Genomic DNA, 26518 nt, shown 5'->3' on the forward strand with positions numbered 1-26518 from the left:
GAGGAGGTCGGACAACCGGGCCGGGGCGGACCCGCAGCGGGCCTCCGGCAGGGTCACCCCGCCGGCCTGCCGTGCCCGACACTCCGCCGCAGGCCGAACCGGCGGTCGAAATTCACTCCCCTGTGTCGGCGGCCGGCTCTAAGGTGCATCCCAGCCAAGATCAGGGAGCATGTCCGTGAGCCAGACCTTCCGCGTCGATCTGCGGGGAATCGTCGATCTGCTGAGCCATCACCTGTACACCAGCCCACAGGTGTACGCCCGCGAGCTGCTGCAGAACGCGGTCGACGCGATCACCGCCGTCCGCCAGGACGCCGCGGAGGCGGCGCCGCACAGCGGCCGGATCACCATCACCTCCGGCGACGCGACCGGGGACGGCTCACTGACCGTCAGCGACAACGGCATAGGCCTGAGCGAGGCCCAGGTCCACGAGCTGCTGGCGACCATCGGCCGCAGCTCCAAGCGCGACGACCTGGGCTTCGCCCGACACGAGTTCCTGGGCCAGTTCGGCATCGGTCTGCTGTCCTGCTTCATGGTCTCGGACGCGATCGAGGTGACCACCCGCCGCGCCGGCGAGCCCACCGTGCTGTGGCGCGGCCGCTCCGACGGCGGCTACGAGGTCGAGCAGGCCCCGGCCGACCGGCAGCGCGAGGAGGTCGGCACCACCGTCACCCTGCGCCCCCGCCCCGGCTGCGAGCACCTGCTGACCCGCCGCGCGGTGACCGGGCTGGTCACCCACTACGGCGCACGACTTCCGCACCCGGTCACGGTCGACGGCGAGACCGTCACCGGCGGCCGGGCCCCGTGGGACCGGCCCGACGGGGAGAGCCCGGCCGCGCGCCGGGCCCGCCTGGAGGCCTACTGCGAGGACGTCTTCGGCTTCACGCCGTTCGACGTGGTGGACGTCGCCGCCGCCGAGGCCGGCCTGCGCGGGGTGGCGTTCGTGCTGCCGATGCCGGCCAACCCCGCCGTCCCCGCCGCCCACCGGGTGTACCTGAAGCAGATGCTGCTGTCCGAGGGCGCCGAGCGGCTGCTGCCGGAGTGGGCGTTCTTCGTCCGCTGCGTGGTCGACACCGCCGAACTCCGGCCCACCGCAAGCCGCGAGGCGCTGTACGAGGACTCCCTGCTGGAAGCCACCCGGGACGCGCTCGGCGAGCAGCTGCGCGGCTGGCTGGTGCGGCTGAGCGTGCAGGAGCCGGCCCGGCTGCGGGCGTTCCTGCGCGTGCACCACCTGGGCGTCAAGGCGCTCGCCCTGCACGACGACGAGATGCTGCGCCTGGTCACGGAGTTCTGGCCGATGGAGACCAACGTCGGCCCGCTCACCCTCGCCGAGTTCACCGACCGCTACGGGCTGCTGCGGTTCACCCCGCTGCTCGACGAGTTCCGCCAGCTGGCACCGGTGGCCGCCGCCCAGGGCCTGGCCGTGGTCAACGCCGGCTACGTCTACGACGCCGAGCTGATCGACCGGCTCGCCACCACGGACCGGCAGTTGGAGGTCGAGCAGCTGCGCGCCGCCGACCTGGCCACGCACCTGGAGCGGCTGGACGCGGCCGAGGAGCAGGCGCTCGCGCCCGTCCTGGCCGGGGCCGACCGGGTGCTCGCCCGGCTCGGCTGCGACCTGCTGGTGCGTTCCTTCGAGCCGTCCGGCCTGCCCGCCCTGTACCTGCTGGACGATGACACCGCGTTCCAGCTGGACGTCCGCGGCGCCCGCGAGCATGTGGACGAGACCTGGGCGGCGATCCTCGGCAGCTTCCAGTCCACCGCCGAGCCCCGGCCCCGCCTGGTGCTCAACCACCGCAACCCGCTGGCCAGGCAGGTGCTGACGCTGGCCGACCCCGGACTGCAGGCGATGTGTCTGGAGGGCCTGTACGTCCAGGCCCTGCTGCTCGGCCACCACCCGCTGCGCCCGGCGGACACCGCGGCGCTCAACCAGTCCTTCCTCGGCCTGATCGGCCGGGCCGTCGCCGGGGGTGCCGCATGAGCCGTACCGAGCAGGAACTGCGGGAGCTCTACCACAGCACCCACGGCATGCCGGCCGGCCCGGCGAAGTTCGCCGCGCTGGAGGAGGTGATCCGCCACGCCGACGCGCTGGGGCTGGTGGAGTTCGCCTTCGACGTCCGCATGTCGGCCACCTCGGTGTTCCAGCACAGCTGGGTGCCGTCCAAGGCGTTCCTCACCTTCTCCTGGTGCCTGGCCGCCTACGACCGGGAGCCCGAGCGCTTCGCCGGCCATCACGAGCACACGCTGCTCTGGCAGTTCAAGTGGATGGTCTACAGCGTCCAGCAGTTCCCCGAGGTCCCGCTCGGGCGGACGCTCGACCTGCTGGACGACATGGAGCGGCGCTACCGCCGCGGCGGCCACAGCATGCACGCCGTCCTCCAGCACCGCGGCCTGGTCGCCGAGAGCCTCGGCGACCTCGAGCAGGCCCAGGACTTCTACGAGCAGATGGCGCTGACCCGCCGTGACGGGCTGTCCGATTGCTCCGGCTGCGTGCCCAGCAGCCAGGTACGGACCCTGGTGGCGCTCGGCCGGGACGAGGAGGCGATCCGCATCGGCAGGCCCGCCCGGCGCTCCGGCTGCACCGAGCAGCCGCAGTGGATCAACTCCGAGCTGCTGCTGCCCTACGTCCGCACCGGCCTCGGCGAGCAGGCGGCCGAGGCGCACCGCAGCGCCTACCGCCGTATCCGCGACAACCCGCACCACCTGGGCGAGTTGGCCTCCAACGTGCTGTTCTGCGTGCACTCCGGGAACCTGGGGCGCGGACTCGACCTCGTCGAGCGCCACCTGTCCTGGCTGGACCGCGCACGCACCCCGTTCGCGGAGATGGAGTTCGCCGCGGCGGCCGCCGCCGTCCTCTCCGCCGTGGAGGCAGGGGGCGAGGGCGCATCGACCCTGCGCTTCCCCGCGGTGGAGGGCCGGCGCCGCCCGGACGCCCGGGTCACCGACCTCGCCGCGGAACTGCGGGCACGGGCACTGTCCGTCGCGGCCCGCTTCGACACCCGCAACGGCAACACGTACCAGAGCACCCGGATGCGGGAGTGGATGAACGCGGGGCCGATCGGCGAGCCGACCCCGCTGTCCGTCTTCGAGCGGGATCTGCAGAACCGCGGCGGCGAGAAGGTCCGCCGGCTGGTCGACCGGGTCGCGGCACTGACCGCCGCGGGCGACCTCGCCGGGGCCGCCCGCACCCGCGTCGCAGCCGCCGAGGCCCTGCTGGCCGACGAGCGGAACGGGGAGGCCGCGGAGGCCGCCGAGGAGGCCGTCCGCGAACTGGGCCGCCTCGGGCTGGCCGGCGAGGCTGCGGTCTGCCGCTGGCTGCTGGCCCGCGCCCACCGCGAGGACGGCGAGTGGCGCCGGGCCGCCGCAGCCCTCGGCGAACTCCTGGACTCGCAGGATCCGCAGACCTCCTCCCCGGCCCTGCCGCCGCGCCCCGAACTCGAGGCCCGCCTCGGCGAATGGCTGGGCCACGGCCCGGAGGCGGCCGCCCGGTACCTGTCCGCCGCCCGCGGTTTCGCCGCCGCCGACCGGGACGCCGATCGGCTCTCCGCCCTCGCGCAGGCACTGCGCCGCCACCCGTGGGGTGGCAGGGGCCCCGTCTCCGGCACCCTCGCCGACCTGCTGGGCGAAACCGGCACCGTCCTCGACGATCTCCTCGGCGAGGCGGCCGACGGCGGCACCGCCGCCGCGGAGGAGGCGGACACGGGTACCGTCACCGAGCTCCTGCTCCAGTACGCCCGCCACCTGCGGTCCGCGGGCCGCCACCGCGAGGCGGCCGACCGGCTGCTGACCGCCCGGGCCCTGCTCGAACGCCGGCCGCCGGCCGAGACCGAGGGAGCGCTCAACGCGGTGCTCACCGAGCTCGGCGAGGTGCACCTGCGGCTCGGCGACCCCGCCGCCGCCGAAGAGGCCGCCCGGGCCGCACTCGACGTACTGGACGACCCGGACGACGCCTGGGAGGAGATCCTGGTGCTGGTCAGAGCCCTGAAGGCCCGCGGCGCCGACCAGGAGGCCGCCGAACTCCTGAGCACCCACGGCCTGGACGAGACCGACCTGGACGACGAGGAGGACTGACGGGAGACTCGGCGGCGGTCGGGCCGCTGCCGCAGCTGCGACCATCGGCAAGTGGCAGTCCGTCATTCTGGTTACCCGGCTGCGGGGTTGCCTTGTCCGGTCAGGTCAGGGAGTGGGCGGCGGTGGCGAGGCGGTGGGCGGCTTCGGTCAGGTCGACGGGCTCCGTGGCGGCGGCGAAGTTGAGGCGCAGGTGGGTGGCCGGCGGTTCGGACGGGAAGTAGTGGCGGCCGGGGTTGGCGGCCACGCCGTGCGTCCGGGCCGCTTCGGTGAGGGCGGTGTCGGCGAGGCCGGCCGGCAGTTGCAGCCACAGGTGGAGGCCGCCGGCCGGGGGCCGGGCGAGCGTCCAGTCGGGGAGCTCGTGGGCGAGGGCGCCGGCCAGGACGGCGCAGCGTTCGCGCAGGGCGGTGGCCAGGGAGCGCAGGTGGCGGTCCCAGGCCGGGGTGCTGAGCAGTTCGACGGCGGCCTCCTGCAGTGGGCGGGCGATGAAGAAGTCGTCCACGCGGCGCATGGCCAGCAGGCGGCGCATCACCGGGCCGCGGGCGATCACGGCGCCGATCCGCAGGCTCGGGGAGGCCGGTTTGGTCAGTGAGGTGAGGTGGACGACGGTGCCGTCGCGGTCGTCGGCGACCAGCGGTCGCGGTACCGGTCCGCCGTGGCCGAGGTGGCGGGCGAAGTCGTCCTCGACGAGGAACGCCCCGGCGGCGCGGGCCACGTCGACGACCTGGTGGCGGCGTCGGGGTGCGAGGACGGTGCCGGTGGGGTTGTGGAAGGTCGGCTGGCAGTAGAACAGCCGGGCCCCGGTCATGGCGAAGGCGTCGGCGAGCAGGTCGGGGCGGACACCGTCCTCGTCCGTCGGCACGGGTACCGGGCGCAGTCCGGCGGCGCGGGCGGCGGCGAGCGCGCCGGGGTAGGTGGGCGACTCCACGAGCAGTGGGCTGCCGGGTGCGGCGACGGCGCGGAACAGCATGGAGAGTGCGCCCTGGCCGCCGCCCGTGACCAGGACGTCCTCCGGGCCGACGGTGCCGCCGGCCTGGCGGGCGAAGATCGCGCGCAGCGGCGCCAGGCCTGCGGCGGGGGCGCGGTGCCAGGCGTCCGGGCGGCGGGCGGCGCGGGCCAGGGCGGCGCCGAGTGCCCGGGTGGGCTGGAGGTTCTCGTGCAGGTAGCCGCCGGAGAGGGGGACCGTGCCGGGCGGTGGCGGTGCGGGCGGTCCGTCGGCCTCGCCGGGGTCGGCGTCGATGGTGCCCCGGTCGCGTCCGGCGAGGGCGATGGCCTGCCAGGAGGTGTCGCCGGGGGCGTCGCCGGAGCGGGCCTGACGCGGTGCCACGTAGGTGCCGCTGCCGGGGCGGGTGACCACCGTTCCTTCGGCGGCCAGTTGGGCGATGGCGCGGGCCACGGTGACCGGCCCGACGCCGTGACGGGCGATCAGTTCCCGGCTGCTGGGCAGCCGGTCGCCGGGGGCGAGCCCGGCGACCTCCCGTCGGAGGATCGCCAGCAGAGTCTCAGTACTGCTACTGTCGGACATGAAGAAGCATGGTAGCGCTTTCACTTCGACGCCGGAACCGCTCCTCGATCTCGACGCCCTGAGGGCCGACACTCCCGGCTGCGACTCGGTGATCCACTTCAACAATGCGGGTTGCGGGCTGATGGCCCGTCCGGTGCTGCAGCCGATGCTCGACCACCTGCAACTGGAGGCCGCCGTCGGCGGTTACGAGGCCTCTGCCGCACGGGCCGCCGGGATCGCCGACTTCTACGCGGCGACCGCCGAGCTCGTCAACGCCCGGCCCGGCAACATCGCCTTCGCCGCCAGCGCCACCCACGCCTACACCAAGGCGCTCTCCGCGATCGACTTCCGCCCGGGCGACGTCGTCCTCACCACCCGCAACGACTTCGTCTCCAACCAGATCGCCTTCCTCGCCCTGCGCCGGCGCCACGGCGTCGAGATCGTGCACGCCCCCGACCACCCGGACGGCAGCGGGGTGGACGTGGCGGCGATGGCCGCGCTGATGCGCTCCCGCCGCCCGCGCCTGGGCGCCGCCACCCACGTGCCCACCAACTCGGGCCTGGTCCAGCCGGTGGCCGAGATCGGCCGGCACTGCCGGGAGCTGGACCTGCTGTACCTGGTCGACGCCTGCCAGTCGGCCGGCCAGTTCGCGCTCGACGTCGAGGAGATCGGCTGCGACCTGCTCACCGCGACCTGCCGCAAGTTCCTGCGCGGGCCGCGCGGTTCGGGCTTCCTGTACGTCTCCGACCGGGTGCTGCGGGCCGGGTACGAGCCGCTGTACGTCGACATGCACGGTGCGCGCTGGACCGCACCCGGCAGCTACCGGCCGGTCGACACCGCGGCCCGGTTCGAGGAGTGGGAGTTCCCGTACGCGACCGTGCTCGGGTGCGCCGCCGCCGTCCGGTACGCCCTGCGGGTCGGCATCGCCCCGGTCGCCCGCCGGACCCCCGCGCTGGCGGGGCGGTTGCGCGAGCGGCTGGCCGGGGTTCCCGGCGTGCGGCTGCTCGACCGCGGTCCGGCGCCCGCCGCGCTGGTCACCTTCGCGATCGAGGGTCGGCAGCCGCAGCCGTTCAAGGCGGCGCTGGACGAGCGCCGCATCAACTCGGCTCTGAGCTTCCGGGAGTTCGCGCAGTTCGACTTCGCCGACAAGGACGTGGAGTGGTGCCTGCGGCTGTCACCGCACTACTACAACACCGAGGACGAGGTGGACGCGGTCGCCGCGGGCATCGCCGAGCTGGCGGGGCGCACCCGATGACCCAGGCCCCCACCGCGCCCGCTGCCGTCGACGCCGGGGCCGCGCAGAGCCTCTGGCACAACGGCGACTTCCTCCGCTTCTGGCTCGGCGAGACCGTGTCGCTGCTCGGCACCCAGATCACCGCCCTCGCCCTGCCGCTGACCGCCATCCGGGCCTTCGGTGCCACCGAGGAACAGGTCGGGCTGCTGCGCTTCCTGCAGCTCGTCCCCTACCTCGGGCTCGCCCTGCTGGTCGGGGTGTGGACCGACCGGGTCCGCCGCCGGCCCGTCATGCTGGGCGCCAACCTCGTCCGGCTGGTGCTGCTCGCCCTGGTACCGCTGCTGTACTGGTGGGACGCCCTCGACCTGCCCGTCCTGATGGCCGTCGCCTGCGCCGTCGGCATCGCGTCGGTGGTCTTCGACGTGAGCTGGATGTCGTACGTGCCGGTGCTCGTGCGGAGCCCCGCGCACTACGTCGAGGCCAGTGCCAAGATGGGCGCCAGCTCGTCCGCCGCCGACGTGGCCGGCCCCGGGCTCGCGGGCGTCCTGGTCTCCGCCCTCACCGCACCGGTCGCGCTGGTCGTGGACGCCTGCTCGTACGCCGTGTCCCTCGTCTCCCTGCTGCTCGTCCGCACCCCGGAACCCCGCCCCGAACCGGCTGCCGAGCGGCACCTGCTGCGGGAGCTCCGGGACGGCCTGGCCTGGGTCCTGCGGGACGGCGTGCTGCGGGCGCTCGCGCTCATCGGGTTCTGCTGCAACTTCTCCATGATCACCGTCTGGACGATGTTCCTGCTCTACGGCACCCACGACCTCCGCCTGGACCCGACCGCCCTCGGCGCCGTCTTCTCGACCGCCTCCGTCGGCGGACTGATCGGCGCACTCGTCTCCCGCCGGGTCGTCCGGCGCTTCCCGGTCGGCCGCGTCTACCTGGTCGCCCAGTCGGCGCTGCTGCTCGGACCGTCGCTGATCGCCGCGGCCGCCGGGCCGCGACCGGTGATGATCGGCATGTTCGTGCTGTCCTTCTTCACCACCTACCTCGGCCTGGGCGTGGCGGGCGTCGTCATCGTCAGCCTGCGGCAGGCGCTCACGCCGCAGTCGATGATGGGACGGATGACCGCCGCCTTCCGGACCCTCCTGTTCGGCGGCGGCGCACTCGGCGGCCTGACCGCCGGCCTCCTCGCCGGCCGGATCGGCGCCCGCGGCGCCCTGACGGTCGCGGCCGTCGCCTCCGCCGCCGTGGCCGTCGGGCTGTTCCTCTCCCCCGTCGTCCGCCTGCGCACCCTGCCGTCGGCGCCGGGGGAGGAACCCTCGCTCCCCCGGTGACGAACGTCTCCCCGCTGCCCGGGGCCGTGCCCGGGGCAGCGGGGGCCGTCCAGGACCGACCGCGTGCGGCGGCTACGCCGTGGGGATCTCCAGCAGCAGACCGCCGTCCAGGCGCTCCTGCATGTACCGGCCGTGCGCGGCGCACACCACGACCGTTCCGCCCTGCTCGTCCATGGCCAGGAAGGTTCCCGGCTCGCCGCACGGGCCCTGGGACCGGTCGTAGCCCCATCCGGCGCCGCACCCCTCGCACCAGGACCGGCTGCCCTCCGCCCGCAGCGCCGACCCGCAGCGGGGGCAGATCCCCCACCACGCCGTGCACGACCCCTGCCACTGGGCGGCACGCACCCGCGCCAGTTTCTCGGCCGCGGTACCGATCCGCCGTGCCGCCTGAGCGAGGGCGTCGTCCACCGCACCCGGCAGGGAGGCCCGCACGGCGCGCGGCAGGCCCGGCTGCTGTCTCAGCCGCTCCCGCATCGCGGCGACGTCCCGCGCCAGTGCGTCCGCGCGCGCCTGCAGGTCCCGTAGTTCCGCCGGAGTCGGCTCGTCACCGCCTCCGACGGGATCAGCATCCGTGAACAGCCCCATCACCCCCGACACGACCCCCGCGTGCAGGATGCCGACACACTCCGGTGCGGCGCCCCACCTGCGGTGGCCACCCACAAGAAACATCGTGATCAAACCATGGCATTCGCGTGCCGACAAGAGACAACCGTCACGCTGCACACATACGCCATCACGACCGGCACGACCGATGCAGTCGCGCCACACCGGAGTGTCGCAGACGCGGACCGGACAGGCATCCGCCGGGTGGCGGTGAACGCGGGGAACCGCCGGAACGCGGGGCGTCGGGGGGTGCAGCTCCATGCGCAGCCCGACGCCCTCGCGCAGCCCGTGCACCGGATCGGCGTCGCCCCGCCGGCCGGCCGCAGGCCCTGGATCACCGGCGCGCGGAAGATCGACCCCACCGACAGCGGCGAGGACGGGACGACCCGGTCAGGCAGAGCGTGTGCACCGTCGAGCCGCGCTGCACGAAGTACGCGGCGCCGGACACCACGGCGACGTCCGGCCGGGGCGCGGTGCCGCCGTTCCGCATCGCAGCCGGCCGGCCCGGGCGCTGCGGGTACTACAGCCCGTTGCGTCGGCGGGCGAGGTGGACGGTGATGTCGGCGGACAGCTCGACGGCGTCGGGGAGGGTGTGCAGGATGCGGGCGAACACCTGCTGCCGGTGCGGGGCGGGCAGGACGAGGTAGGCGGAGACGGTCGACAGGTGGCCGACGTAGTCGTGGGCACTCAGCGTCAGGCGCCTTTCGATCACGTGCTGTTGGACGTCGGTGAACCACTCGGCGCGCTGCAGTTCCGTGCCCGGCCACTGCATGTCGCGCTCCGGGGGCGTCCCGTCCGGGGACGGGATCTCGTCGGTGTCCAGGTACGGTGCCCGTGCGGTGCGGACGGCTTCCTCCACGGCCGGATCGGCCAACCGGACCGGGCCGCCGAACGAGGCGAACACACCGCCCGGTTCCAGCAGTGCGGCCGTGCGCGGCCACCGGCCCTCCGGGTTCGTCCAGTGGAGTGCGGCCGCGGCGTAGACCAGGCCGTACGTCTCGCCGGGCCGCAGGTCCTCGAAGGCTGCCTGCACCGTTCGGACGCTCGGCGGAACGTGCTTGCGCAGCTCGGCCAGCATGGCCCCGTCGGGCTCGGTGGCGGTGACCGTGACGCCCCGTCGGGCGAACAGACGGGTGGCCTTGCCCGTCCCGGCGCCGATCTCGAGAGCAGAAAGGAGGGGACGGCCGGCGTATGCCGCCACCATGTCGAACAGTTCGGCGGGATACCCCGGCCGGTGCCGTTCATAGGCTTCCGCGATGGTCCCGAAGCTCAGTGCTCGACCAGACATGCCGAGCATCCTGACACGGGCGGCACCGCCGGCGCAGGGCCGGCGCGGGACCGGCGCCGCCCGGACGCCGGCGCCGGCCCCGCGGCAGGGCTACAGGTCGAACTTCGCGATGACGGGTGAGTGGTCGGAGGGCTTGTCGTGCGCGGCGGTCGGGTGGGCCTCCGTGACGTTCGGGAGCTTCTCGTTGCCGGTGGAGACCTCCGTGACCTTGGCCAGCAGGGCGTGGCTGATCATGATGTGGTCGATCAGTTCGGGCTGGCCCTCGAAGAGCCGGGAGAAGCCGCCCTGTTCGAGGATGCGCGGTGCGAGGTTCCACAGCCGCTTGGCGTCGCCCTGGTCGGGGTGTGCGAAGCCGCCGGTGCCGATCTGGGAGCCGGGCGGGCCGTAGAGGATCTGGGTGGTGGCGGCCTTCCAGTCGTCGTTGAAGTCGCCCAGCACGATCACCTCTCGCGTCTTGCCGTCGCCCTGCAGCAGGTCGTCGGCCAGGTCGCGCATGGTGACGGCCTCGGCCCCGCGGCGGAACAGCGCGTAGGCGGCGAAGCGGGCGCGCAGGCCTTCGTCGTGGGTGCTGTGCCCGCCGCCGGGGAAGGTGAGCAGCTTCGACTTGAGGTGGCAGACCGCCACGTGGACGCTCTGGCCGGGGGTGGGCTCGATACGGACGGCGAGGCCGCCGCGGCCCATCTCGTCGATGGTGGTGCCGTCGTCGTTGACCTGGACGCCGCCGAGGTGGGTGGGGAAGGCGAGCCGCTGCTGGACGTCCAGCAGCGGGCTGCGGCTGATGACGCCGACCCGGATGCCGCGCGGGTCCGGGTGGTCGGACACCGCGGTGTGCCAGACGCCGGGCAGCGCGGCCACGAGGTCGTCGAGGGCCTCCTGGCTGCCGACCTCCTGGACGCCGAGCAGGTCCGGCGCGATCTCGGAGACGACTCCGGCCAGGGCTTCGACCTTGGCCTCGTAGGCCGCCTGGTCCTTCGCGGCGCACTTGTTGGGGTTGGGCGGAGTGCCGGCCGGCAGGGGCCGGCAGAAGTTCTCCACGTTCCAGGTTCCTATGGTGATCACGGCTGTTCCCTTCGCCGTCGACCGGGCTGCAGGCAGCCCGTCAGTTGCCGACCCGGAATTCGTACTTGTCGGCGAGCTTCTGCATGGACTCGAGGTCCGGGTGTCCGTCGGCGTCGGCTCCGGCGAAACCGCAGTGCTCCTGCCACTCCGCGTAGGCCCGGAGCGTCAGGGTGCCCCAGGAGCCGTCGGCCCAGCGGGAGTCGAGCAGTCCTTCGCCCTCCAGCGCCTTCTCGACCACGAGCACCTGTTCCCAGCTGTACGAGCGGTGGCCGGTCGGCGCCAGGACGTCCGCGGCGATGGCGTGCTCCAGCTGGCCGAGGTACACCCAGGGCCTGGGGTCCTGGCCGTCCGAGCCCGACGTGGCCGGCGGAAGATCGGTGTACGAGGCGGAGGCCCGGCCGCCCCAGCGGGGGTCGGCAGAGAGCCGCCCCTCCGGGAACGGCGGGCAGCCGTACCCGTACACCCGCACCTCGCGGCGGCGGATCGGCCCGCGCTTGTAGACGCCGTCGCCGTTGCTCGCACCGGTGAGGTTGGTGTTGCCCCCGATCGTCCAGATGTGCTCGGGGTCGAACCGGTGGACCCGCTCGATGTGGGAGCCGCCGGGGCCGAACTGCTCGCCGGCCACGCCGTAGAACACCTCGGCGCCGACCATCGGGAACTCCGACCACCAGCCCTTCTGCTTGTAGTACTGCACTCCGTCCGGGCAGGAGGCGGACAGCTTGCAGTAGTCCTCGAGACCCGCGCGCCAGGTGCCCCAGGACTGGAAGATGTAGCACCAGGGCTGGTTCTGCCACCACGCCGGCGCCTTGCCGGCGTCGATGAGCTCCTTGGCGTACTTGTTGTGGTTGTTCGAACCCTCCCTGTATCCCGCCTCGGCCATCAGCAGGTCCAGGCACCTGCGCAGGCTGGACTTGGACGGACGCGGCCCGACGGAGCCGCCGTTCGGCAGGAAGTCCTGGTAGCGGCCGCTGGTGTACGTCGACCACGGCGACCAGCCGCGCGCCTCGGTCTGGATCGCGTGTGCGACCTTGGCGTTGTAGGTGGGCCCGCGCAGCGCCGCCTCCACCCGCAGGTTGTCGGGGAACCCGAAGTCCTGCGGGCGGCGGAGCGACCTGATCTGGAACAGGCCGATGCTGGGACCCCACTTCGCGTTGGCCAGGTTCTCGTCGCCGACCGCCTCCGGCCGGCCGGTCGACTCGGCCATCGCCACCGCGGCGGCGACGTCGACCTCGTTCTCCTCGAACCCCACCTCGCGCGACAGATGGCGGAGTTCGTCGTACGACAAAGCCATTTCGGAACACTTCTTCCGAAGAACACCCCGAAGAGAATGGATGCGTCGACGGCGGTGACCGTGACTCGGATCGCGACGCGCCGGGGCGGGGGCGCGCTGTCCGCCGTGGCCGACCCGGGGCAGCCGGACCGGCGGCAGGGCGCCCTCGGCGCTGCGCGCGGGGAAGGGCGGGGCTCGCGTGTCCGCCCCGCCCATCCATTCTCCCCCGCTCACCGGGCCGCACAACTGCACTCACTCGCTGTGACAATGAACCTGCGCTTCGCCTCGACTTCGTGACATTCCGTCACAGTGGGGTGCGGTCGCGGCGGCTCGCGGTCATGGCCCGGGCGGTCGCTGCGGTTGCTGCGGTTGCTGCGGTTGCGGCGAGGAGCGCCCCGCACCGCAGGCGTCACCGCCATCTCGGCGCACTACCTGCTGCACACCTGCCTGGGCGGCCCCGCCGCCTGGCGCGGTCGGCGACCAGACCGGAACGGGCACAGGATGTCGGGTGGGCGGCCGGCGCGGCGGCCTAGCGTGGACGGCAGAACAGGAAGGAGACCGGGGTGCTGGAGCGGTTGAACCAGGCCATGGAGTACATCGAGGGCCACCTCGGCGAGGAGATCGAGGCGGCCGAACTCGCCCGTGTCGCGGCGACGTCGGAGTACCACCTGCGGCGGCTGTTCTCCGCGCTGGCGGGCATCCCGCTGTCGGAGTACGTCCGGCGGCGGCGCCTGACCCTCGCCGGCGCCGAAGTGCTGGCCGGTCGGCGGACACTGCTCGACATTGCAGTGCGCCACGGCTACGGCTCCGGCGAGGCGTTCGCCCGGGCGTTCCGCGCCATGCACGGCGTCGGGCCGCGCGAGGCCAGGGAGACCGGCGCAGCGCTGCAGTCCCAGCCCCGGATGTCCTTCCGCCTCGTCGTCGAAGGGAGCAGCAGTATGCGGTACCGGATCGTGGAGAAGGGGGAGTTCCGGGTGGTCGGGTGCAAGGTGACCGTCCCGCTGGTGCACGAGGGGGTGAATCCGGCGATCGCCGCCTTCATCCGGGGCCTCGGCAAGGAGACCGTGCAACAGATCGCACAGCTCAGCGACCAGGAGCCGGCCGGGGTGGTGTCGGTGAGCGTGCTGCCTGCTGCCGGGCGCGCCGAGGGGGTCGACGTCGACTACTACCACGCGGCGGTGACCGGCCGTCCGGCGCCCGAGGATCTGGACGCGCTCCCGGTGCCGGCCGGGACGTGGGCGGTGTTCGACAGTTCGGGGCCGTTCCCGCAGGCCCTGCAGTACATGTGGCGGGACGTGTTCACCCAGTGGTTCCCGTCCAACCCGTACGAGAGCAGGCCGGGCCCGGAGATCCTCAGTACCCGGCTGTCGCCGGACGGCGCGCATGCCGATGCCGAGCTGTGGATTCCCGTGGTGCGCAGCGCGCCCTGACGCCGGTGTTCCGGGCCGCGGCCGGCTCACCCTGGGGGTGCGCCGGCCGGGCCCGGCACATCTGCCGCACCGGCGAGGTCAGGCACCCAACGAATAGCAGTGGTCCTCAGTCTGTGCCCGCCACCACCACGTCCCGCCCTCCGCGTCGGCCGCGGCCGCGGCCGCCGGGTCGATCCGGGCGAGGGACGACCGGACGAAGGCCAGGAAGGCGTAGTGCTCATCCATGAGGTCGTCGCCACGGGTGTCGCGGCCGACCGACAGGCACAGCGCCCAGTCGCTCATCGCGAGGCAGGCGGCGAACGCGGTGAGCGAACTGTTGACCGTGCCGCCGTACGAGTCCAGGACCCGGCCGGTGGTGAGGTCGACCCAGAGGGCCGGATCCCCGTGGACGTGTGCGACCACCAGCCGGCCGTCCTCGACAGCCAGTTCCGTCAGGGCCCGATCGGTGTCCAACCAGCCGAGTGCCGAGATCTCGGGCAGTCCCAGCGAGCCCAGCGCCCGGGCCGCCTCCGCGCCGCCGGTCGCCTCGGCGAGCCGCACCGGGTCTGCGAGGACCAGACCGCGGTAGTACGGCTGCACATCCCCGGGCGTCAGCCGTTCGCTGTCCCACCAGGCGTCCCTGGGCAACAGGTTGGGCGCGGTCTCCCGCTCCCGCAGACCCTCCGCGCCCGGGCCCGGCGCCGAGCCGGACGGGCTGAAGTCGACCAACGCCGCACTGCTGTAGCTCGCGAAGTCCCGGAGCTGAAGGCTGTCCCGTATCAGCCCGTCGGCGGCGCGCGAGCGGGACAGCGACTGCGGACTGCCCGGAGGGTGACGGTGGTGACGCCACTCCCCACAAGGTTCGAGTCGCAGCCCGGCGCGGGTGCACGATCAATCGATCGGCACTTGCTGTCAGCCGACGCCCGGGGAAGCGGGTTCCCACGGCTGGACCCATGGGGCGGGCCACGCCTCGGCTGCGGCGAGCAGCGGGTCGAAGGTTGCGCCGTCGATGCCCTCGCGGATGACGTCGGCGTGGCCGCCGTGCCGTGCCGTCTCCTCGATCAGGTGCAGCAGGACCCAGCGGACCGACCATTCCTTGACCTCTGCCGGAATCCACGGAGCCCCCTGCGGCACCGGAACGGCCTGCCCGAGGTCCGGAACACCGGCGATCACCTCGTCCGTCCGCTCGGCCGCCTCGGCGTACGCGGCCAGGACCTCGGCGAGGGTCTCGTCCGGGGCGAGTCGGAACTCGTCCGCGTCCGACTCGTCCGCTTTCCGCTGCGTCCCGCGCTGCTGCTGAAGGACGAGGTCGGTCCAGTAGCCCTCGCACCGTGCGGCGTGCTTGATCAGACCGCCGATGCTCAGCTCGCTGGGGGAGGCCGCCATGCGGGCCTGCTCCTCGGTCAGGCCGTAGGCGGTGACCCGCAGCGCGCGCCGCTGGTGGGCCAGGTAGGCGGTCAGCGCCGTACGCTCATCGGCGACGGGCGGGACGACTCTCGGCATGGCGGGACCCTCTCGCAGTGCAAGTTCTTGCAGCAAGTTTCAGCTGGACTCTACTGCCGCTCCCCTCTGACGTACACCGCGCCGATCAACCCGATCCCAACCCCTCAGTACCGGCTCCGCCGGCCGCGGTGTCGGCGGGCGGTGCGACCGAACCGGAAGCCGGCAACGACCCTGCGTGTGACGCCGACGCCCGAGGGTTGCAGCAGGACCTGTTCGCCTCGCCGTTCGGTTCCTCGAAGTCGGTCGGGTAACGGTGGAACAGCCTCTCGTCCACCGTGCTCACCTGCTGCATCACAGAGCCGGGCCAGTCCCGCGGACGGCGAAGAGCCGCAGGGTTCAGAGGAAGTGCCCGCTGGCGAGGTAGGGGGCCGGGACGGGCATGCCGCGGACGGCGATGTAGCCCTCCTGGCCGATGTCGAGGCGGGCGGCCAGGCCGACGTCGATCGCCCATTCGTTGGGGGTGGTGATGCAGTTGACCAGGGTGTCGCCCTGCGAGGAGGCCAGGGCCTCCCACAGCAGCTCCTGTGCGGTCTCCGGGTGGGCGGCCGCCAGCAGCGAGGCCCGCCCGCGGTCGTCGATGTAGACGTATCCCGGCTTCGCCGCGTCCCGGGACACAACCAGCCGCAGGGTGTCGAGCATGTAGCCGTGGTCGGGGCCGTGGCCGGCCAGGCGCAGGTCCCGGTCCAGCCGGTCCATCCACTCGAAGTCGTCGGCCCGGCCCTCCTGCAGGCCGTGGACCGCGGGGAGCATGGACCGGTCGACGGTGCCGACCATCTGCATCTCCGGGTGCAGGGAGAATCCCGCCAGCCGGTACCGGCGGGTGGCACCCGCATGGACGCTAGAGGAGAAGATGCCGGGGCGTCCGTCGGCGTGACGGAGCGCGGCGTCCATCAGCCGCTTCCCGATGCCGCGGGCCTGATGGCCCGGCAGCACGCCGTAGGTCGCGAGGACCCACAACGGCCCGCGGTTCTGCGAGACGGCGAAGCCCCACGACCTCGGAGGCGCCGGACTCCTCCGCCACGGCGACCCAGCAGCCTCCCGGGTCGACGCCCAGGTAGTACCGCATGCGGTCGATCCACTGCTGCGAGGCGGCTGCCGAACGCGGCCTGGCCTCCGGGTCGCTGACCCGCCGGGTGCTCCGCTCCGCCTCGAAGAACGTCACCGCGGATGCGCGTTCCGCCGAGGCGAGATCGTCCTCGCACATCAGCCTGACCTGAACCGACTCCATCCCCCCACCGTAGGGACCCGCCGGGCCGGGCCGCATCCGGTTATTCCGGCCGCCCCGGGTCGTCAGCGGAGCCGTCGACCGGCGGACGGATTGGTTCGCCCTGCTGTCGGTGCGTACCCATAGCGTGTGGGCATGACCGTCTCCGCGTCGCTGCCTGCTGAAGTACGCCCGTTGTTCCCGGCCGAGGCCGCCCGCCATTTGGCCCTGGCAACCTCTCTCCCGGCCGGCCGTCTCATCGGGTCCGACGAAGGCGACGACGCCACACCGGTCATGTGGATGAGCGACGGTCCGGCACCGGCCGGACTCTGGGAGGCACTTCACCGCGAGCGGCAGCACTCGGGGCTCCGGCCGCTGCTCCTCGCTCCGCTGCACGACGACCGGGAATTCCGCCCGTGGCTGTCCCAGGAGCTGTACCCGCGGGAGATGTCGTCCCCGGCCGAGCACGACGCCGCGACCCTGCTGCGCGCAGCGTGGGAGGACGTGGCTGTGTGTCGGACGGACGATCCGGACGAGGCCGAGCAGCGGTCCGCCATCACAGCCCCGTTCGGCCCCTCCTGGCCGGGGCAGACGCCCGCGCCCGGTTCGGCAGTGGACGCCGACGCGCACGCTCGGGCGTACGCCGCCCGGCTGCTGCGCGGTCGTCCGGCCCTTCGAATCGGACTCGTCCCGGCCGACAACGGTGCCGCCGCGCTGGCCGCCTGCGGGTGGAGCGGCCCGGCCAACCACGAGAAAGACATCGGCAGGATTGCTGCGGTGATCGGAAGTTGGGGGCAGCGCTTCGGGGCTCAGGTCGTCTGTGCCGGCTTCGACACCCTCTGGCTCAGCATCGCGGACCCGCCCACCGGCGTGGACGAGGCACACCTGGCAGCTGCCGAGCACCTGGCGGTCTGTCCCGACAACATCCTGCAGGGCGTCGGCTCTCTGGCCGTGTACGCGGAGAGCCTCGTCGGTGCCGACAGCTGGACGCTGTGGTGGGACTGACCCGACCGCCGTCGTGGCCGAGTACGTGAGCCTGGACGGTCTTCGGACCCGCATCTTCACGCACCGCCTCGACAGCGAACATCCGGACGGTGCCGGCGGCGCGCTGGTTCAGCGACAACCGCACGCCCTGGCGTGACCCCAAGGGCTACATCATCTGCACGGCACCTGTCTGGAAACCGGCTCGCTGAGTGCTCGCGGACGGAGGTGTGGTGGGCGAGGGCGGATTCGAACCGCCACAGCCGAAGCGGGGGTTTTACAGACCCTTGGGCTCTCCAGTGCCCAGCTCGCCCCTGGCGGAGGAGACCGCGGCCGGTGCAGCCTGCCGGCCGCGGTCTCCTCCGTGAACTGCTGATTGTGCTGCGCGGAGAGTGCGCGGATCGAACGCGCGCGGGTGTGACCCCGACGACGGCTTAGCAAGCCGCTGCCTTACCACTCGGCCAACTCTCCTGGTGTGTTGCGCTGCCGGACGAGGATTCGAACCCCGAACTTCCTGATCCAGAGTCAGGTGTGCTGCCAGTTGCACCATCCGGCACGGGTGGGCGGCACGGAAAAGGGCCGCCCGGGCGGGGAACGATCCCCGCGGGCGGCCCGGCCACAGGGGCCGGTCAGCGCGCTACGAGGACGTCCCGCTGTACTGGGAACTCGAGGAGCGCTGATAGGACTGGCCACGGGTGGTGGTGTTCACGGTCGCGCTCCTTCCTGGTCGTCCGGCGCGATGCGCCCACTGTGCCGCACGCCCGATCGAGGGGACAACCGGTTTTTAGGGCCACCGGCCACCCGGCCGCGCAGGGCGGGGCGGTTTCGGTTATTCCGGGGGCTGCTGCGGATCTCCTGTTCTGTGCGGGGTGTGCGCAGCCGCCCGTGCCCTGCACCTCGGCAGTGCCGTTCTACCGGAAAGAGGCCCCGATGGCCGCGTCTCCTCGCCCGTACTCCCGTGGCTGGGTCCTGGCGTCCGCGATTCCCGCGGTGCTCGTCCTCGCGCTCGCCGCGTGGGCCCGGTCCCCTGCGCCCGCACGGACCGCGCCGCCGTCCCCCGGCAGCGCCGCGACGGCCGTTCCGCCGGGTGCCGCGCCCCTCCTCGTCGGCATCGTCGTCCTCGTCCTCCCCCGTGCCGGTGAAGCCGGTCCGGAGTTCGGCTTCGTACCGCCAGTGGTGGCGCATCGCGAACAGCCGGGACCCGGAGCGCAGCAGGAACTCCGGCCCGTCCGCTCCGGCGGTCAGCTCCAGTACGCGGCGGCCGCCGGCGACGCCCTCCCGGCGCAGGTGGGGCGCGCCCCAGTCGCAGCGCCTGCCGGTCCGCCGGCCGTACGGGTCGGTGGTGCCGTAGGAGCCGACGGTGTCGGGGTGGCCGAGGACGCCCCGCACGGCGCCGGCCGCGTACCGGAACGCCCGGGCGTGGCCGAGGGCTGCGCCGCCCGGCCGAAGCACGGGAACGGCGAGTTCTGCGAACTCCTCTCCGCCCCAGGGCGTGCTGACGATCCGGTCGACCCGGGCGCCGTCCGCGGCGAGCCCGGTGGCGGCCCGCGGTCCGCCGGGGGTGACCGACCACGCCCATCCGAACCGCTCGGCCACCGCCTGCTCCCCGGCCTCGTCCGTGCTGTCGCCCCAGTCGGTGCCTGTGAGCCGCTCGGCGAGTGCCGCGATCCGTGTGCCGTCCACCGTGGATCCCCCTTGATGATCACCGTGACGGTAGCAGCGTCCGCCGACGCACCTCTCCGGTCGGCCGGGCCAGGAGGCGAGGACGCCAGGGCCCGTCCTCAAAGGGCACGCGGGTGGTCGGTTCAGGGGCGCTGGGGCACCCATGAGCTCGGAAGACACGCCCTACGGCCTGACCCGGCCGGCGCGGGACTCCAGGTGGCGCTGCTCGGCGAGGCTGGCGGTGGACTTCGCGGCGCGCCGGTAGTGCTCGTACGCCGTGGCCGTGTCGCCGGTCTTCTCCAGCAGGTGTGCCCGTACGGACAGCAGCCGGTGGTGCCCGGCCATCCGGTCGTCGCCGTCGAGGGTGGCCAGCAGGGCCAGTCCGGCCTGCGGGCCCTCGGTCTCGGCGAGGGCGACGGCCCGGTTGAGGGTGACCATCGGGTTGGGTGCGATGCGCTCCAGGATCAGGTAGAGGGCGTGCACCTGCGGCCAGTCGGTCTCCTTCGCGGTGGCCGCGTCGGCGTGCGTGGCGGCGATGGCGGCCTGCAGCTGGTACGGCCCCAGGGCCGGGCCGGCCAGGGCGGCCTTGGCCAGGTCCGTGCCCTCGTCGATCAGTGCGCGGTCCCACTGGGTGCGGTCCTGCTCGTCCAGCGGCACGAGGTCGCCGCCCGCCGTCGTACGGGCCTCCCGGCGGGCGTGGGTCAGCAGCATCAGCGCGAGCAGGCCGGTCACCCCGCCGTCCTCGGGCAGTTGCGCGTGCACCGCCCTGACCAGCCGGATCGCCTCTCGGGCGAGGTCGGCGCGGTGCAGTTCGCTGCCCGAGGAGGCGGTGTAGCCCTCGTTGAAGATCAGGTAGAGCACGTGCAGGACGACCTGCAGCCGCTCCTCGCGCTCCGGGCCGTCCGGCAGGACGAACGAGCTGCCGGCCGCCCTGATGCGCTGCTTGGCCCGGCTGATCCTGGCCGCCATGGTGGCCTCCGGCACCAGGAAGGCGCGGGCGATCTCGGCCGTGGTCAGACCGCCGACCGCGCGCAGCGTCAGGGCGATCTGCGACGCCGCGGTCAGTGCAGGGTGGCAGCACAGGAACAGCAGGAGCAGCGTGTCGTCGGTGTCCGGCACGTCCTCGGGCACCACCTCGGCGGCGGCCGCCCACTCCCGCTCGCGGCGGGCGCGGTCGCTGCGCATCCGGTCGATGAGCCGCCGGGAGGCGACGGTGACCAGCCAGCCGCGCGGGTTTTCCGGCACTCCCTCGGCCGGCCACTGCACGGTGGCGGCGAGGACGGCCTCCTGCACGGCGTCCTCGCTCCCCTCGAACCGGCCGTACCGGCGTACCAGCGTGCCGAGGACCTGCGGCGTGAGCCCACGCAGCAGGTCCTCGAAGTCCGGAGCTGTCATGCCTCCAAGTGTCCGTCGGAGAACATCACCTGCCGTACCTCGACACCCAGGCCCTCGATCGCGGAGTCGGGGATCTGCGCCGCCAGCTCGATCGCCCGCTCCTTGTTCTCGCAGTCGATCAGGTAGAAGCCGCCCAGGTACTCCTTGGCCTCCAGGAAGGGGCCGTCGGTCACCACGGGCCGGCCGTTGCGCACGGACACCACCGCGGCCTGGGACGGGTCGACCAGCGCCTGGGTGGTGATCAGCTCGCCGGACGCCTTCAGCGCCTCGATGAACCTGCCGTGGCCGGCGCCGATCGCCGCCTTCTCCTCGTCGGTCAGTGCGTCCAGCACGGCGGGGTTGATGTGCAGGCCGATCAGGAACTTCATCGCGTACTCCTCGTCGTTCACGGGCCCCGGGCCGGGGCCCTTCGACCGGTGGTCGGAGCCGCCCGCGCCGTTTTGACATCCCCCGGCAACTCCCCGCGGGCAAATCTCGCACGGGTCCGCACCGGCTGCGCGCCGCCGCACCGCCCGGACGGTGCGGCCCTCGCGGGATCCGAGTCCGAGCGGTGTCAAGAAACGCCCGGCCGCTCCGACCGCCCCGCAGAACGTCGAGAGAACAGGATTCCTGACATGCGAGTCACCCGGGCACGGCTGGGGCTGGCCCTCCTCATGCTGCCGACCTTGATCGTCGCGATGGACGTGACGGCGCTGCTCCTCGCGCTCCCACAGCTGAGCGCCGACCTGGGCGCCACGGGCGTCGAGCAGCTGTGGATCAGTGACGGCTACGGCCTCGTGGTGGCCGGGCTGGTCATCACCACGGGCACGCTCGGCGACCGGATCGGCCGCCGACGGCTGCTGATGACCGGCGCAGCGGCGTTCGCGGTGCTGTCGGTCGTGGCCGCCTTCGCGACCGGCCCGCTGATGCTGATCGTCGTGCGGGCGCTGCTGGGCGCCGCGGGCGCGACCCTGGCGCCGTCCACGCTCGCCCTGATCACCAGCATGTTCCGTGACGAACGGCAGCGCGGGCAGGCCGTCGCGGTGTGGGCGGCCTGCCAGTTCACCGGCGGCGCGCTCGGCCCGGTACTCGCCGGGCTGCTGCTGGAGCACTTCTGGTGGGGCTCGGTGTTCCTGGCGGCCGTACCGCCGATGGTGCTGCTGCTCGCCGGGCCGGTGCTGCTGCCGGAGTTCCGCAGCGACCGGGCCGGCCGGCCGGACCCGGCCGGAGTGGGGCTGTCGCTGGTGGCGGTGCTGCTGGCGGTGTACGGCATCAAGCGGCTGGCCGTCGGGAGCGTGCCGGCCGTGCCGGCGGCGGCGCTGGTCGCCGGCACGGCCGTCGGTCTCCTGTTCGTGCGCCGGCAGTTGCGGGTGGAGGCGCCGCTGCTGGACCTGCGGCTGCTGAGGAACCGCCCGTTCACGGCCGTCCTGGTCGCGCTGGTCTTCGCCGGCATCGCGATGGCCGGCACGGGCCTGCTGGTGACCCAGTACCTGCAGGGCGTGCTGGGCCGTTCGCCGCTCGCGTCGGCGGTGCTGTTCGCCCCGATGGGCCTGGGCGTGGCGGTCGGCACCGTGGTGGCGCCGGCGCTGGCCCGGCGGACGAGGCCGACCACCGCGATCGCCGGCGGGCTGGTGGTGTCGGCGCTGGGCAGCCTGCTGCTGGTCGGCGCCGACGGTGCGGGGGCCCTGCCGCTGGTGGTGGCCGGCATCACGGTGCTGGCGCTGGGCACCGGGCCGCTGTTCGCGCTCGGCACCGGACTGGTCCTCGGGTCCGTGCCGCCGGAGCGCGCGGGCTCGGCGGCGGCGATGTCGGAGACCGGGAACTACTTCGGCGGTTCGCTCGGCTTCGCACTGCTCGGTTCGCTGGCCGCAGTGGTCTACCGGAGCCGGACGGACGGTACCTCAGACTCCCTGGCCGGCGCGGTCGCCGCCGCCCACCGCCTTCCGGACGGCCGGGGCGCGGAGCTGCTGCACACCGCGCGGGAGGCGTTCACCGCCGGCCTGCACGTCACCGGTGCCGTCGCCGCGGCCGTCTTCGCCGGGCTGGCCTGTCTGACCCTGGCCATGCGCCCGGCGCCCAGGACCACCGCGGCTCCGGTGCCCGAGTACGAGGCGACCCGCCCGTAGCGGTGCCGGGCTCGGGGGCGTGCCTACGGCGTGCCGGGGAGCCGGACCGTGACGAGGAGACCGCCGGCGGGTCGGAGGGCCAGGTCGAGGGTCCCGTCGTGGGCGCGGACGATGCTGTGCACGATGGCCAGGCCGAGGCCGACGCCGGCGTGCTCGCCGGTGCGTACGCGTTCCGTTCCGCGCCGGAAGGGTTCGGTGAGGGTCGGTACCAGTTCCGGTGGGAGCCGGCGGCCCGTGTTCTCGACCCGCAGCACGCTCGTGTCGCCGTGTGTCTCGGTGTGGACCGTCACGCTGCCGCCGGCGGGGAGGTTGTGGACGACGGCGTTCTGGACGAGGTTCGTCACCATCCGCAGCAGGAGCTCCGCGGAGCCGCTCGTCCGGGCCGCCCCGCCGGTGACGTCGAGCGTGATCCGGCGCTGTTCGGCGAGGGGAAGCAGCGTTTCGGCGGCTTCCTCGGCGACGAGCGAGAGGTCGACGCTCTCGCGGGGGAAGTTGCCGCGGTCGCCGCGGCTGAGCAGCAGGAGGGCCTCGGTGAGGTCGATCGCCCGTGCGTTGACGGCGTGCAGGCGTTCGACGAGTTCGCCCCGGTCCCGCGTGGGGTCCTTGCGGGCGACGTCGAGGAGCGTCCGCGAGATCGCCAGCGGGGTGCGCAGCTCGTGGGAGGCGTTCGCGGCGAACCTCTGCTGCTCGGCGACGTGGGACTCGAGTTGTTCGAGCATCGAGTCGAACGCGTCGGAGAGCTCACGGAATTCGTCCCGGCGGCCCTTCATGCGGATCCGGTGGGACAGCGCCCCGTTCCCGGCCGTCCGTGCCGCGGCCGTGATCCGGGTGAGCGGTGCGAGCATCCGGCCGGCCAGGAACCATCCTCCGACCAGGCCGAACACCAGGAGGAAGGCCATCGCCACGGCCGCAGCGGGGGCGAAGGTGTGCACGAGGAGGTAGCGGTTGGGCGAGATCCCGAGCAGGCCCTGGCTGTTGTCGGGCACGTAGCGCAGCAGGAACATCCACACCACGGCCAGCAGGAGAGCTCCGGCGACGAAGAGGAATCCGGCGTAGCTGAGGGTGAGCTTCAGTCGGACGCTGAGCCCCGAACGTCTAGGCATGCGCACCGCCGGGGGCGGTGGTGTCCGTGCCGGCGTCGATCCGGTAGCCGACGCCGGGCACCGTGGCGATGATCCATGGTTCGCCGAGCCGTCTGCGCAGGGCGGAGACGGTGATGCGCACGGCGTTGGTGAGGGGGTCGGCGTTCTCGTCCCAGGCCCGTTCCAGCAGTTCCTCGGCGCTGACGACCCCGCCCTCGGCGGCGACGAGGACTTCCAGCACGGCGAACTGTTTGCGGGTGAGCGCGACGTAGCGTCCGTCGCGGAAGACCTCCCGGCGGAAGGGGTCGAGCCGCAGCCCCGCGATCTCGCGGACCGGGGGCCGGGCGTACGCGCGTCTGCGGTCGAGCGCCCTCAGCCGCAGGACGAGCTCCCGCAGGTCGAACGGCTTGGTGAGGTAGTCGTCGGCGCCGAGCTCGAACCCGGAAGCCTTGTCGTCGATCCGGTCGGCGGCGGTGAGCATGAGGATCGGGATGCCGCTGCCGGAGGCGACGATGCGCCGGGCGACCTCGTCGCCGGAGGGGCCGGGGATGTCGCGGTCGAGGACCGCGAGGTCGTAGGAGTTGACGCTGAGCAGTTCCAGGGCGGAGTCGCCGTCGCCGGCGATGTCGGCGGCGATCGCCTCCAGCCGCAGGCCGTCACGGACGGCTTCGGCCAGGTAGGGCTCGTCCTCCACGATCAGTACGCGCATGCCCGAAGCCTAAGCAGCACGACATATCGCCGGCGTATGCGGAGACGCGTGCGCACCGGTCTCGGTCGAGGCGTGGCGGAGCAGGCGGGGAGGCTCCGCGTCAGACGGGTCGAGGGCCCCGTACCGCAACTACTCGCGCCCGGACGGCGCTTCCGCCGTGGTGCGCCACCAGCGGCGCGACGCCAGTGCGGCCAGCACGGCGCCGGCGGCGTTGACCAGGACGTCGTCCACGGAGGACACCCGGTCCAGCTGCAGGACGTACTGTGCGGTTTCGACCAGGACCGAGCAGCCCGCCCCGAGTGCCAGGATCCGCGGCACGGACGCCAGCGCCGCGAACCGCATCGGGGCGAAGAACCCCAGCGCCGCGAAGACCAGCAGGTTGCCGACCGTCCCGAGCGGCCCCATCGTGAGCAGGTCCCGCAGCGGCACCAGGCTCACCCGGCCGGGGACGGTACCGGCCCCGGCACCCGGCATCATGGTCAGCCAGAGGAACGGCACCGTCCCGTGGACCATGCCGACCTCGGCCAGCGCCATCGGCCACGCTGGCGCGACGCCGGCGGCACGCCGACGGCGCGCCAGGGCCCACGCCACCAGCGCGGCCAACGGCAACGTGACCAGCGTCATGAGCACCACACCGTTGAACGTGTCGAAGCAGCCGTGCCACCGCCCGGCCATGCACCTCGGAGCGGACATCATCAGCGGCCGCCGTACGACGAACGCGGCGCTCGCCAGACCGAGGACCGCCAGGCCGATGAGCACGATCCTGCGCGTGCGGCGGGGCGGTGCCGGCAGGGATGCGGTGTGGTTCATGCCCCCATTGGAGCCGGAGGGCCGTTGCGGGGGCGTATGCGATTTTCGATACGCCCGCGATACACGGGGCCCCCGGCACCGGGGAACTGCGCGAGTCGGCGGGTGCGGCGCCGCTTCCTCCGGTTCGCGCAGTTCTCCCCCAGCCTTCGGCCGGGAGGTGCCCCCACGCGCCCCTCACGGGGTGCCCGGCTGCCGGGTCAGCTGGTGCCTCCGTTGACCACCGGGCTCTGGATGGCGCCTATGGTGAGCTGCCGCCGGGTGAGGATCTCCTCGTACGTGCCGTCGGCGACCAGCCGCCGCATCGCCTTCGCCAGGACGTCGCGCAGCTGCTGGTCGCTCTTGCGCAGGGCGATGCCGTACGGCTTGGGCTGGAGCTGCGGCCCGGCGATGTCGAAGGCCTGGCCGTTGGCCACCGCCTGGGAGTTGTAGAGCGCCTTGGGGTAGTCGGTGACGTAGGCGTCGGCCCGGCTGCTGCGCACGTCGTCCATGGCTGCGGCGTCGTCTGTGGTCTCGAGGACCTTCAGCGGCTTGCCGAGGCTGTCGCAGACGGCCTTCTGCCGGACGGCGAGGTCGTTGTGCGTGGTGCCCTTCTTCACGGCGACGCCGTGTCCGCACAGGTCGTCGATCTTGGCGATCTTCTCGGGGTTCCCCTTGCCGACCATGATGCCGATGCCGGCCATGTAGTAGTCGACGAAGTCGACCCCGTCGTTGACCTGCTTGCCGCTCTTGTCCAGCCCCTGGCGGCGGTTGAGGTTGTCGGTGATGCCGGACATCGCGATGTCGTACTTCTTCTCCAGCAGCCCGGGCAGCACGTTGCTGAACGGGCCGACGTCCTGGAACTCGAGCTTGACGCCGAGGACCTTGGACATGGCGGCGGCGAGGTCGGGGTCGAGGCCGTCCGGCCCGCCGTCCGGGCCGCGGAAGACCACCGGCGCGGCGGTGAGGGAGGCGCCGACGTGGATCACGCCGGCCTTCTTGACGGCCTCGGGGAGCTGCTCGTGGAGGTCGGCCTCGCCCTTCGCGGAGCTGCCTGCGCTGCAGGCGCTCAGCAGGAGGGCGGAGGACAGGACGGCGGTGACGGCGGTGCGGCCGCGCCCGGACAGAGAAGTCATCGTTTTCCCAAGTTTTTGCAGAGCGCGGCAAGTTCGGGACACGACGATGACAGTGGTCCGAAGGCTCTCACTGGCCCCGCTCCGGTGAGATGAGTCGCCTCCGGCCGCCGAGGCCGACCGGGACGACGCCCGGCGACCTCCGAAGGGACGCTGTACTCGGCCGATCATAATCGAGCGACCGCGAACGGCTCGCCGGGGGGT

At 73.1% G+C, this 26518-nt stretch carries 23 protein-coding genes and 3 tRNA genes; 8 read left to right on the forward strand and 18 right to left on the reverse strand.

Annotated elements, in window-relative coordinates:
* Positions 1–169: 169 nt before the first annotated feature.
* Together ACQ614_RS02810 and ACQ614_RS02815 are read left to right on the forward strand one after the other, a co-directional pair.
* Positions 170–1978, forward strand: coding sequence for an HSP90 family protein (locus ACQ614_RS02810; RefSeq protein WP_431676541.1), 1809 nt, complete (start codon positions 170–172; stop codon positions 1976–1978).
* On the forward strand, positions 1975–4068 hold the full coding sequence (locus tag ACQ614_RS02815; protein WP_431676542.1) for a hypothetical protein: 2094 nt from the start codon (positions 1975–1977) through the stop codon (positions 4066–4068). Before ACQ614_RS02810 ends, ACQ614_RS02815 begins: the two co-directional genes overlap by 4 nt.
* 100 nt (positions 4069–4168) lie before the next feature.
* On the opposite strand, the gene ACQ614_RS02820 is transcribed toward ACQ614_RS02815, so the two are convergent.
* Complete coding sequence (locus tag ACQ614_RS02820; RefSeq protein ID WP_431676543.1) at positions 4169–5590, reverse strand: PLP-dependent aminotransferase family protein; 1422 nt, start codon at positions 5588–5590, stop codon at positions 4169–4171.
* Between ACQ614_RS02820 and ACQ614_RS02825 the strand changes: the two genes are divergently transcribed.
* Complete coding sequence (locus ACQ614_RS02825; RefSeq protein ID WP_431676544.1) at positions 5589–6824, forward strand: aminotransferase class V-fold PLP-dependent enzyme; 1236 nt, start codon at positions 5589–5591, stop codon at positions 6822–6824. The genes ACQ614_RS02820 and ACQ614_RS02825 overlap by 2 nt on opposite strands.
* Positions 6821–8125 carry an MFS transporter gene (locus ACQ614_RS02830; RefSeq protein WP_431676545.1) on the forward strand — a complete coding sequence of 435 codons (1305 nt, stop codon included), beginning with the start codon at positions 6821–6823 and terminating at the stop codon, positions 8123–8125. The genes ACQ614_RS02825 and ACQ614_RS02830 overlap by 4 nt, the downstream gene beginning before the upstream one ends.
* Before the next feature lie 72 nt (positions 8126–8197).
* Here ACQ614_RS02830 and ACQ614_RS02835 read toward each other — a convergent pair whose 3' ends face one another.
* The 4 genes from ACQ614_RS02835 to ACQ614_RS02850 all read right to left on the reverse strand — a co-directional run bounded on the left by ACQ614_RS02835 (position 8198) and on the right by ACQ614_RS02850 (position 12366).
* Positions 8198–8722, reverse strand: coding sequence for a hypothetical protein (locus tag ACQ614_RS02835; protein ID WP_363487237.1), 525 nt, complete (start codon positions 8720–8722; stop codon positions 8198–8200).
* A gap of 526 nt (positions 8723–9248) precedes the next feature.
* The gene (locus ACQ614_RS02840) at positions 9249–10016 is read right to left on the reverse strand and encodes a class I SAM-dependent methyltransferase (protein WP_431676546.1); all 768 of its coding nucleotides are present in this window, start codon (positions 10014–10016) and stop codon (positions 9249–9251) included.
* Positions 10017–10106: 90 nt separating this feature from the next.
* On the reverse strand, positions 10107–11075 hold the full coding sequence (locus ACQ614_RS02845) for an endonuclease/exonuclease/phosphatase family protein (RefSeq protein ID WP_431676547.1): 969 nt from the start codon (positions 11073–11075) through the stop codon (positions 10107–10109).
* Positions 11076–11115: 40 nt separating this feature from the next.
* Positions 11116–12366 carry a hypothetical protein gene (locus ACQ614_RS02850; RefSeq protein WP_431676548.1) on the reverse strand — a complete coding sequence of 417 codons (1251 nt, stop codon included), beginning with the start codon at positions 12364–12366 and terminating at the stop codon, positions 11116–11118.
* A gap of 542 nt (positions 12367–12908) precedes the next feature.
* On the opposite strand from ACQ614_RS02850, the gene ACQ614_RS02855 reads away from it, so the two are divergent.
* Positions 12909–13775 carry an AraC family transcriptional regulator gene (locus ACQ614_RS02855; RefSeq protein WP_431676549.1) on the forward strand — a complete coding sequence of 289 codons (867 nt, stop codon included), beginning with the start codon at positions 12909–12911 and terminating at the stop codon, positions 13773–13775.
* A 78-nt stretch (positions 13776–13853) separates the two neighbouring features.
* On the opposite strand, the gene ACQ614_RS02860 is transcribed toward ACQ614_RS02855, so the two are convergent.
* The 3 genes from ACQ614_RS02860 to ACQ614_RS02870 form a co-directional block, all read right to left on the reverse strand.
* Positions 13854–14483, reverse strand: a complete 630-nt coding sequence (locus tag ACQ614_RS02860; RefSeq protein WP_431676550.1) for an SUKH-4 family immunity protein — start codon at positions 14481–14483, stop codon at positions 13854–13856.
* A 183-nt stretch (positions 14484–14666) separates the two neighbouring features.
* Entirely contained in the window at positions 14667–15257 is a 591-nt protein-coding gene (locus tag ACQ614_RS02865) for a DinB family protein (protein WP_431676551.1), read from the reverse strand.
* Between the two features lie 336 nt (positions 15258–15593).
* The gene (locus tag ACQ614_RS02870) at positions 15594–16214 is read right to left on the reverse strand and encodes a GNAT family N-acetyltransferase (protein WP_431676552.1); all 621 of its coding nucleotides are present in this window, start codon (positions 16212–16214) and stop codon (positions 15594–15596) included.
* 107 nt (positions 16215–16321) lie between these two features.
* On the opposite strand from ACQ614_RS02870, the gene ACQ614_RS02875 reads away from it, so the two are divergent.
* Entirely contained in the window at positions 16322–16474 is a 153-nt protein-coding gene (locus tag ACQ614_RS02875) for a hypothetical protein (RefSeq protein ID WP_431676553.1), read from the forward strand.
* Between the two features lie 143 nt (positions 16475–16617).
* Entirely contained in the window at positions 16618–17466 is an 849-nt protein-coding gene (locus ACQ614_RS02880; protein ID WP_431676554.1) for a DUF4253 domain-containing protein, read from the forward strand.
* 207 nt (positions 17467–17673) lie between these two features.
* On the opposite strand, the gene ACQ614_RS02885 is transcribed toward ACQ614_RS02880, so the two are convergent.
* The 6 genes from ACQ614_RS02885 to ACQ614_RS02910 form a co-directional block, all read right to left on the reverse strand.
* Positions 17674–17756, reverse strand: a tRNA-Tyr gene (locus ACQ614_RS02885).
* A 72-nt stretch (positions 17757–17828) separates the two neighbouring features.
* Positions 17829–17913: transfer RNA gene (locus ACQ614_RS02890), tRNA-Ser, on the reverse strand.
* 12 nt (positions 17914–17925) lie between these two features.
* A tRNA-Gln gene (locus ACQ614_RS02895) sits at positions 17926–17998 on the reverse strand.
* Between the two features lie 149 nt (positions 17999–18147).
* A complete protein-coding gene (locus ACQ614_RS02900) occupies positions 18148–19125 on the reverse strand; it encodes a hypothetical protein (protein ID WP_431676555.1) in 978 nt (325 codons plus the stop codon).
* Positions 19126–19287: 162 nt separating this feature from the next.
* The gene (locus ACQ614_RS02905; protein WP_431676556.1) at positions 19288–20499 is read right to left on the reverse strand and encodes an RNA polymerase sigma factor; all 1212 of its coding nucleotides are present in this window, start codon (positions 20497–20499) and stop codon (positions 19288–19290) included.
* Positions 20496–20867: a YciI family protein gene (locus tag ACQ614_RS02910; protein ID WP_431676557.1), complete on the reverse strand. Its 372-nt coding sequence runs from the start codon at positions 20865–20867 to the stop codon at positions 20496–20498. The genes ACQ614_RS02905 and ACQ614_RS02910 overlap by 4 nt, the downstream gene beginning before the upstream one ends.
* 246 nt (positions 20868–21113) lie before the next feature.
* On the opposite strand from ACQ614_RS02910, the gene ACQ614_RS02915 reads away from it, so the two are divergent.
* A complete protein-coding gene (locus tag ACQ614_RS02915; RefSeq protein ID WP_431676558.1) occupies positions 21114–22604 on the forward strand; it encodes an MFS transporter in 1491 nt (496 codons plus the stop codon).
* Positions 22605–22627: 23 nt separating this feature from the next.
* Here the strand turns inward: ACQ614_RS02915 and ACQ614_RS02920 are convergent, their stop codons facing one another.
* From ACQ614_RS02920 to ACQ614_RS02935, 4 genes are all read right to left on the reverse strand, one after another.
* Positions 22628–23707 (reverse strand): sensor histidine kinase, encoded by a 1080-nt coding sequence (locus ACQ614_RS02920; RefSeq protein ID WP_431676559.1) that lies wholly within the window; start codon positions 23705–23707, stop codon positions 22628–22630.
* Positions 23700–24395: a response regulator transcription factor gene (locus tag ACQ614_RS02925; protein ID WP_431676560.1), complete on the reverse strand. Its 696-nt coding sequence runs from the start codon at positions 24393–24395 to the stop codon at positions 23700–23702. Before ACQ614_RS02925 ends, ACQ614_RS02920 begins: the two co-directional genes overlap by 8 nt.
* Before the next feature lie 129 nt (positions 24396–24524).
* A complete protein-coding gene (locus tag ACQ614_RS02930) occupies positions 24525–25205 on the reverse strand; it encodes a VanZ family protein (RefSeq protein WP_431676561.1) in 681 nt (226 codons plus the stop codon).
* A 197-nt stretch (positions 25206–25402) separates the two neighbouring features.
* The gene (locus tag ACQ614_RS02935; protein ID WP_431676562.1) at positions 25403–26317 is read right to left on the reverse strand and encodes an ABC transporter substrate-binding protein; all 915 of its coding nucleotides are present in this window, start codon (positions 26315–26317) and stop codon (positions 25403–25405) included.
* Between the last annotated feature and the right edge of the window lie 201 nt (positions 26318–26518).

Source organism: Kitasatospora dryopteridis, assembly GCF_050749075.1.
Taxonomy (GTDB): domain Bacteria; phylum Actinomycetota; class Actinomycetes; order Streptomycetales; family Streptomycetaceae; genus Kitasatospora.

Bases quoted from the DNA above. Each gene is read 5' to 3' on its own strand.
- ACQ614_RS02830 (WP_431676545.1), top strand. From the start codon at position 6,821: ATGACCCAGGCCCCCACCGCGCCCGCTGCCGTCGACGCCGGGGCCGCG.
- ACQ614_RS02865 (WP_431676551.1), bottom strand. From the start codon at position 15,257: ATGCCGAGAGTCGTCCCGCCCGTCGCCGATGAGCGTACGGCGCTGACC.
- ACQ614_RS02935 (WP_431676562.1), bottom strand. From the start codon at position 26,317: ATGACTTCTCTGTCCGGGCGCGGCCGCACCGCCGTCACCGCCGTCCTG.
- ACQ614_RS02925 (WP_431676560.1), bottom strand. From the start codon at position 24,395: ATGCGCGTACTGATCGTGGAGGACGAGCCCTACCTGGCCGAAGCCGTC.
- ACQ614_RS02840 (WP_431676546.1), bottom strand. From the start codon at position 10,016: ATGTCTGGTCGAGCACTGAGCTTCGGGACCATCGCGGAAGCCTATGAA.
- ACQ614_RS02930 (WP_431676561.1), bottom strand. From the start codon at position 25,205: ATGAACCACACCGCATCCCTGCCGGCACCGCCCCGCCGCACGCGCAGG.
- ACQ614_RS02810 (WP_431676541.1), top strand. From the start codon at position 170: ATGTCCGTGAGCCAGACCTTCCGCGTCGATCTGCGGGGAATCGTCGAT.
- ACQ614_RS02910 (WP_431676557.1), bottom strand. From the start codon at position 20,867: ATGAAGTTCCTGATCGGCCTGCACATCAACCCCGCCGTGCTGGACGCA.
- ACQ614_RS02820 (WP_431676543.1), bottom strand. From the start codon at position 5,590: ATGTCCGACAGTAGCAGTACTGAGACTCTGCTGGCGATCCTCCGACGG.
- ACQ614_RS02825 (WP_431676544.1), top strand. From the start codon at position 5,589: ATGAAGAAGCATGGTAGCGCTTTCACTTCGACGCCGGAACCGCTCCTC.
- ACQ614_RS02850 (WP_431676548.1), bottom strand. From the start codon at position 12,366: ATGGCTTTGTCGTACGACGAACTCCGCCATCTGTCGCGCGAGGTGGGG.
- ACQ614_RS02915 (WP_431676558.1), top strand. From the start codon at position 21,114: ATGCGAGTCACCCGGGCACGGCTGGGGCTGGCCCTCCTCATGCTGCCG.
- ACQ614_RS02875 (WP_431676553.1), top strand. From the start codon at position 16,322: ATGCGGTCGATCCACTGCTGCGAGGCGGCTGCCGAACGCGGCCTGGCC.
- ACQ614_RS02815 (WP_431676542.1), top strand. From the start codon at position 1,975: ATGAGCCGTACCGAGCAGGAACTGCGGGAGCTCTACCACAGCACCCAC.
- ACQ614_RS02905 (WP_431676556.1), bottom strand. From the start codon at position 20,499: ATGACAGCTCCGGACTTCGAGGACCTGCTGCGTGGGCTCACGCCGCAG.
- ACQ614_RS02880 (WP_431676554.1), top strand. From the start codon at position 16,618: ATGACCGTCTCCGCGTCGCTGCCTGCTGAAGTACGCCCGTTGTTCCCG.
- ACQ614_RS02920 (WP_431676559.1), bottom strand. From the start codon at position 23,707: ATGCCTAGACGTTCGGGGCTCAGCGTCCGACTGAAGCTCACCCTCAGC.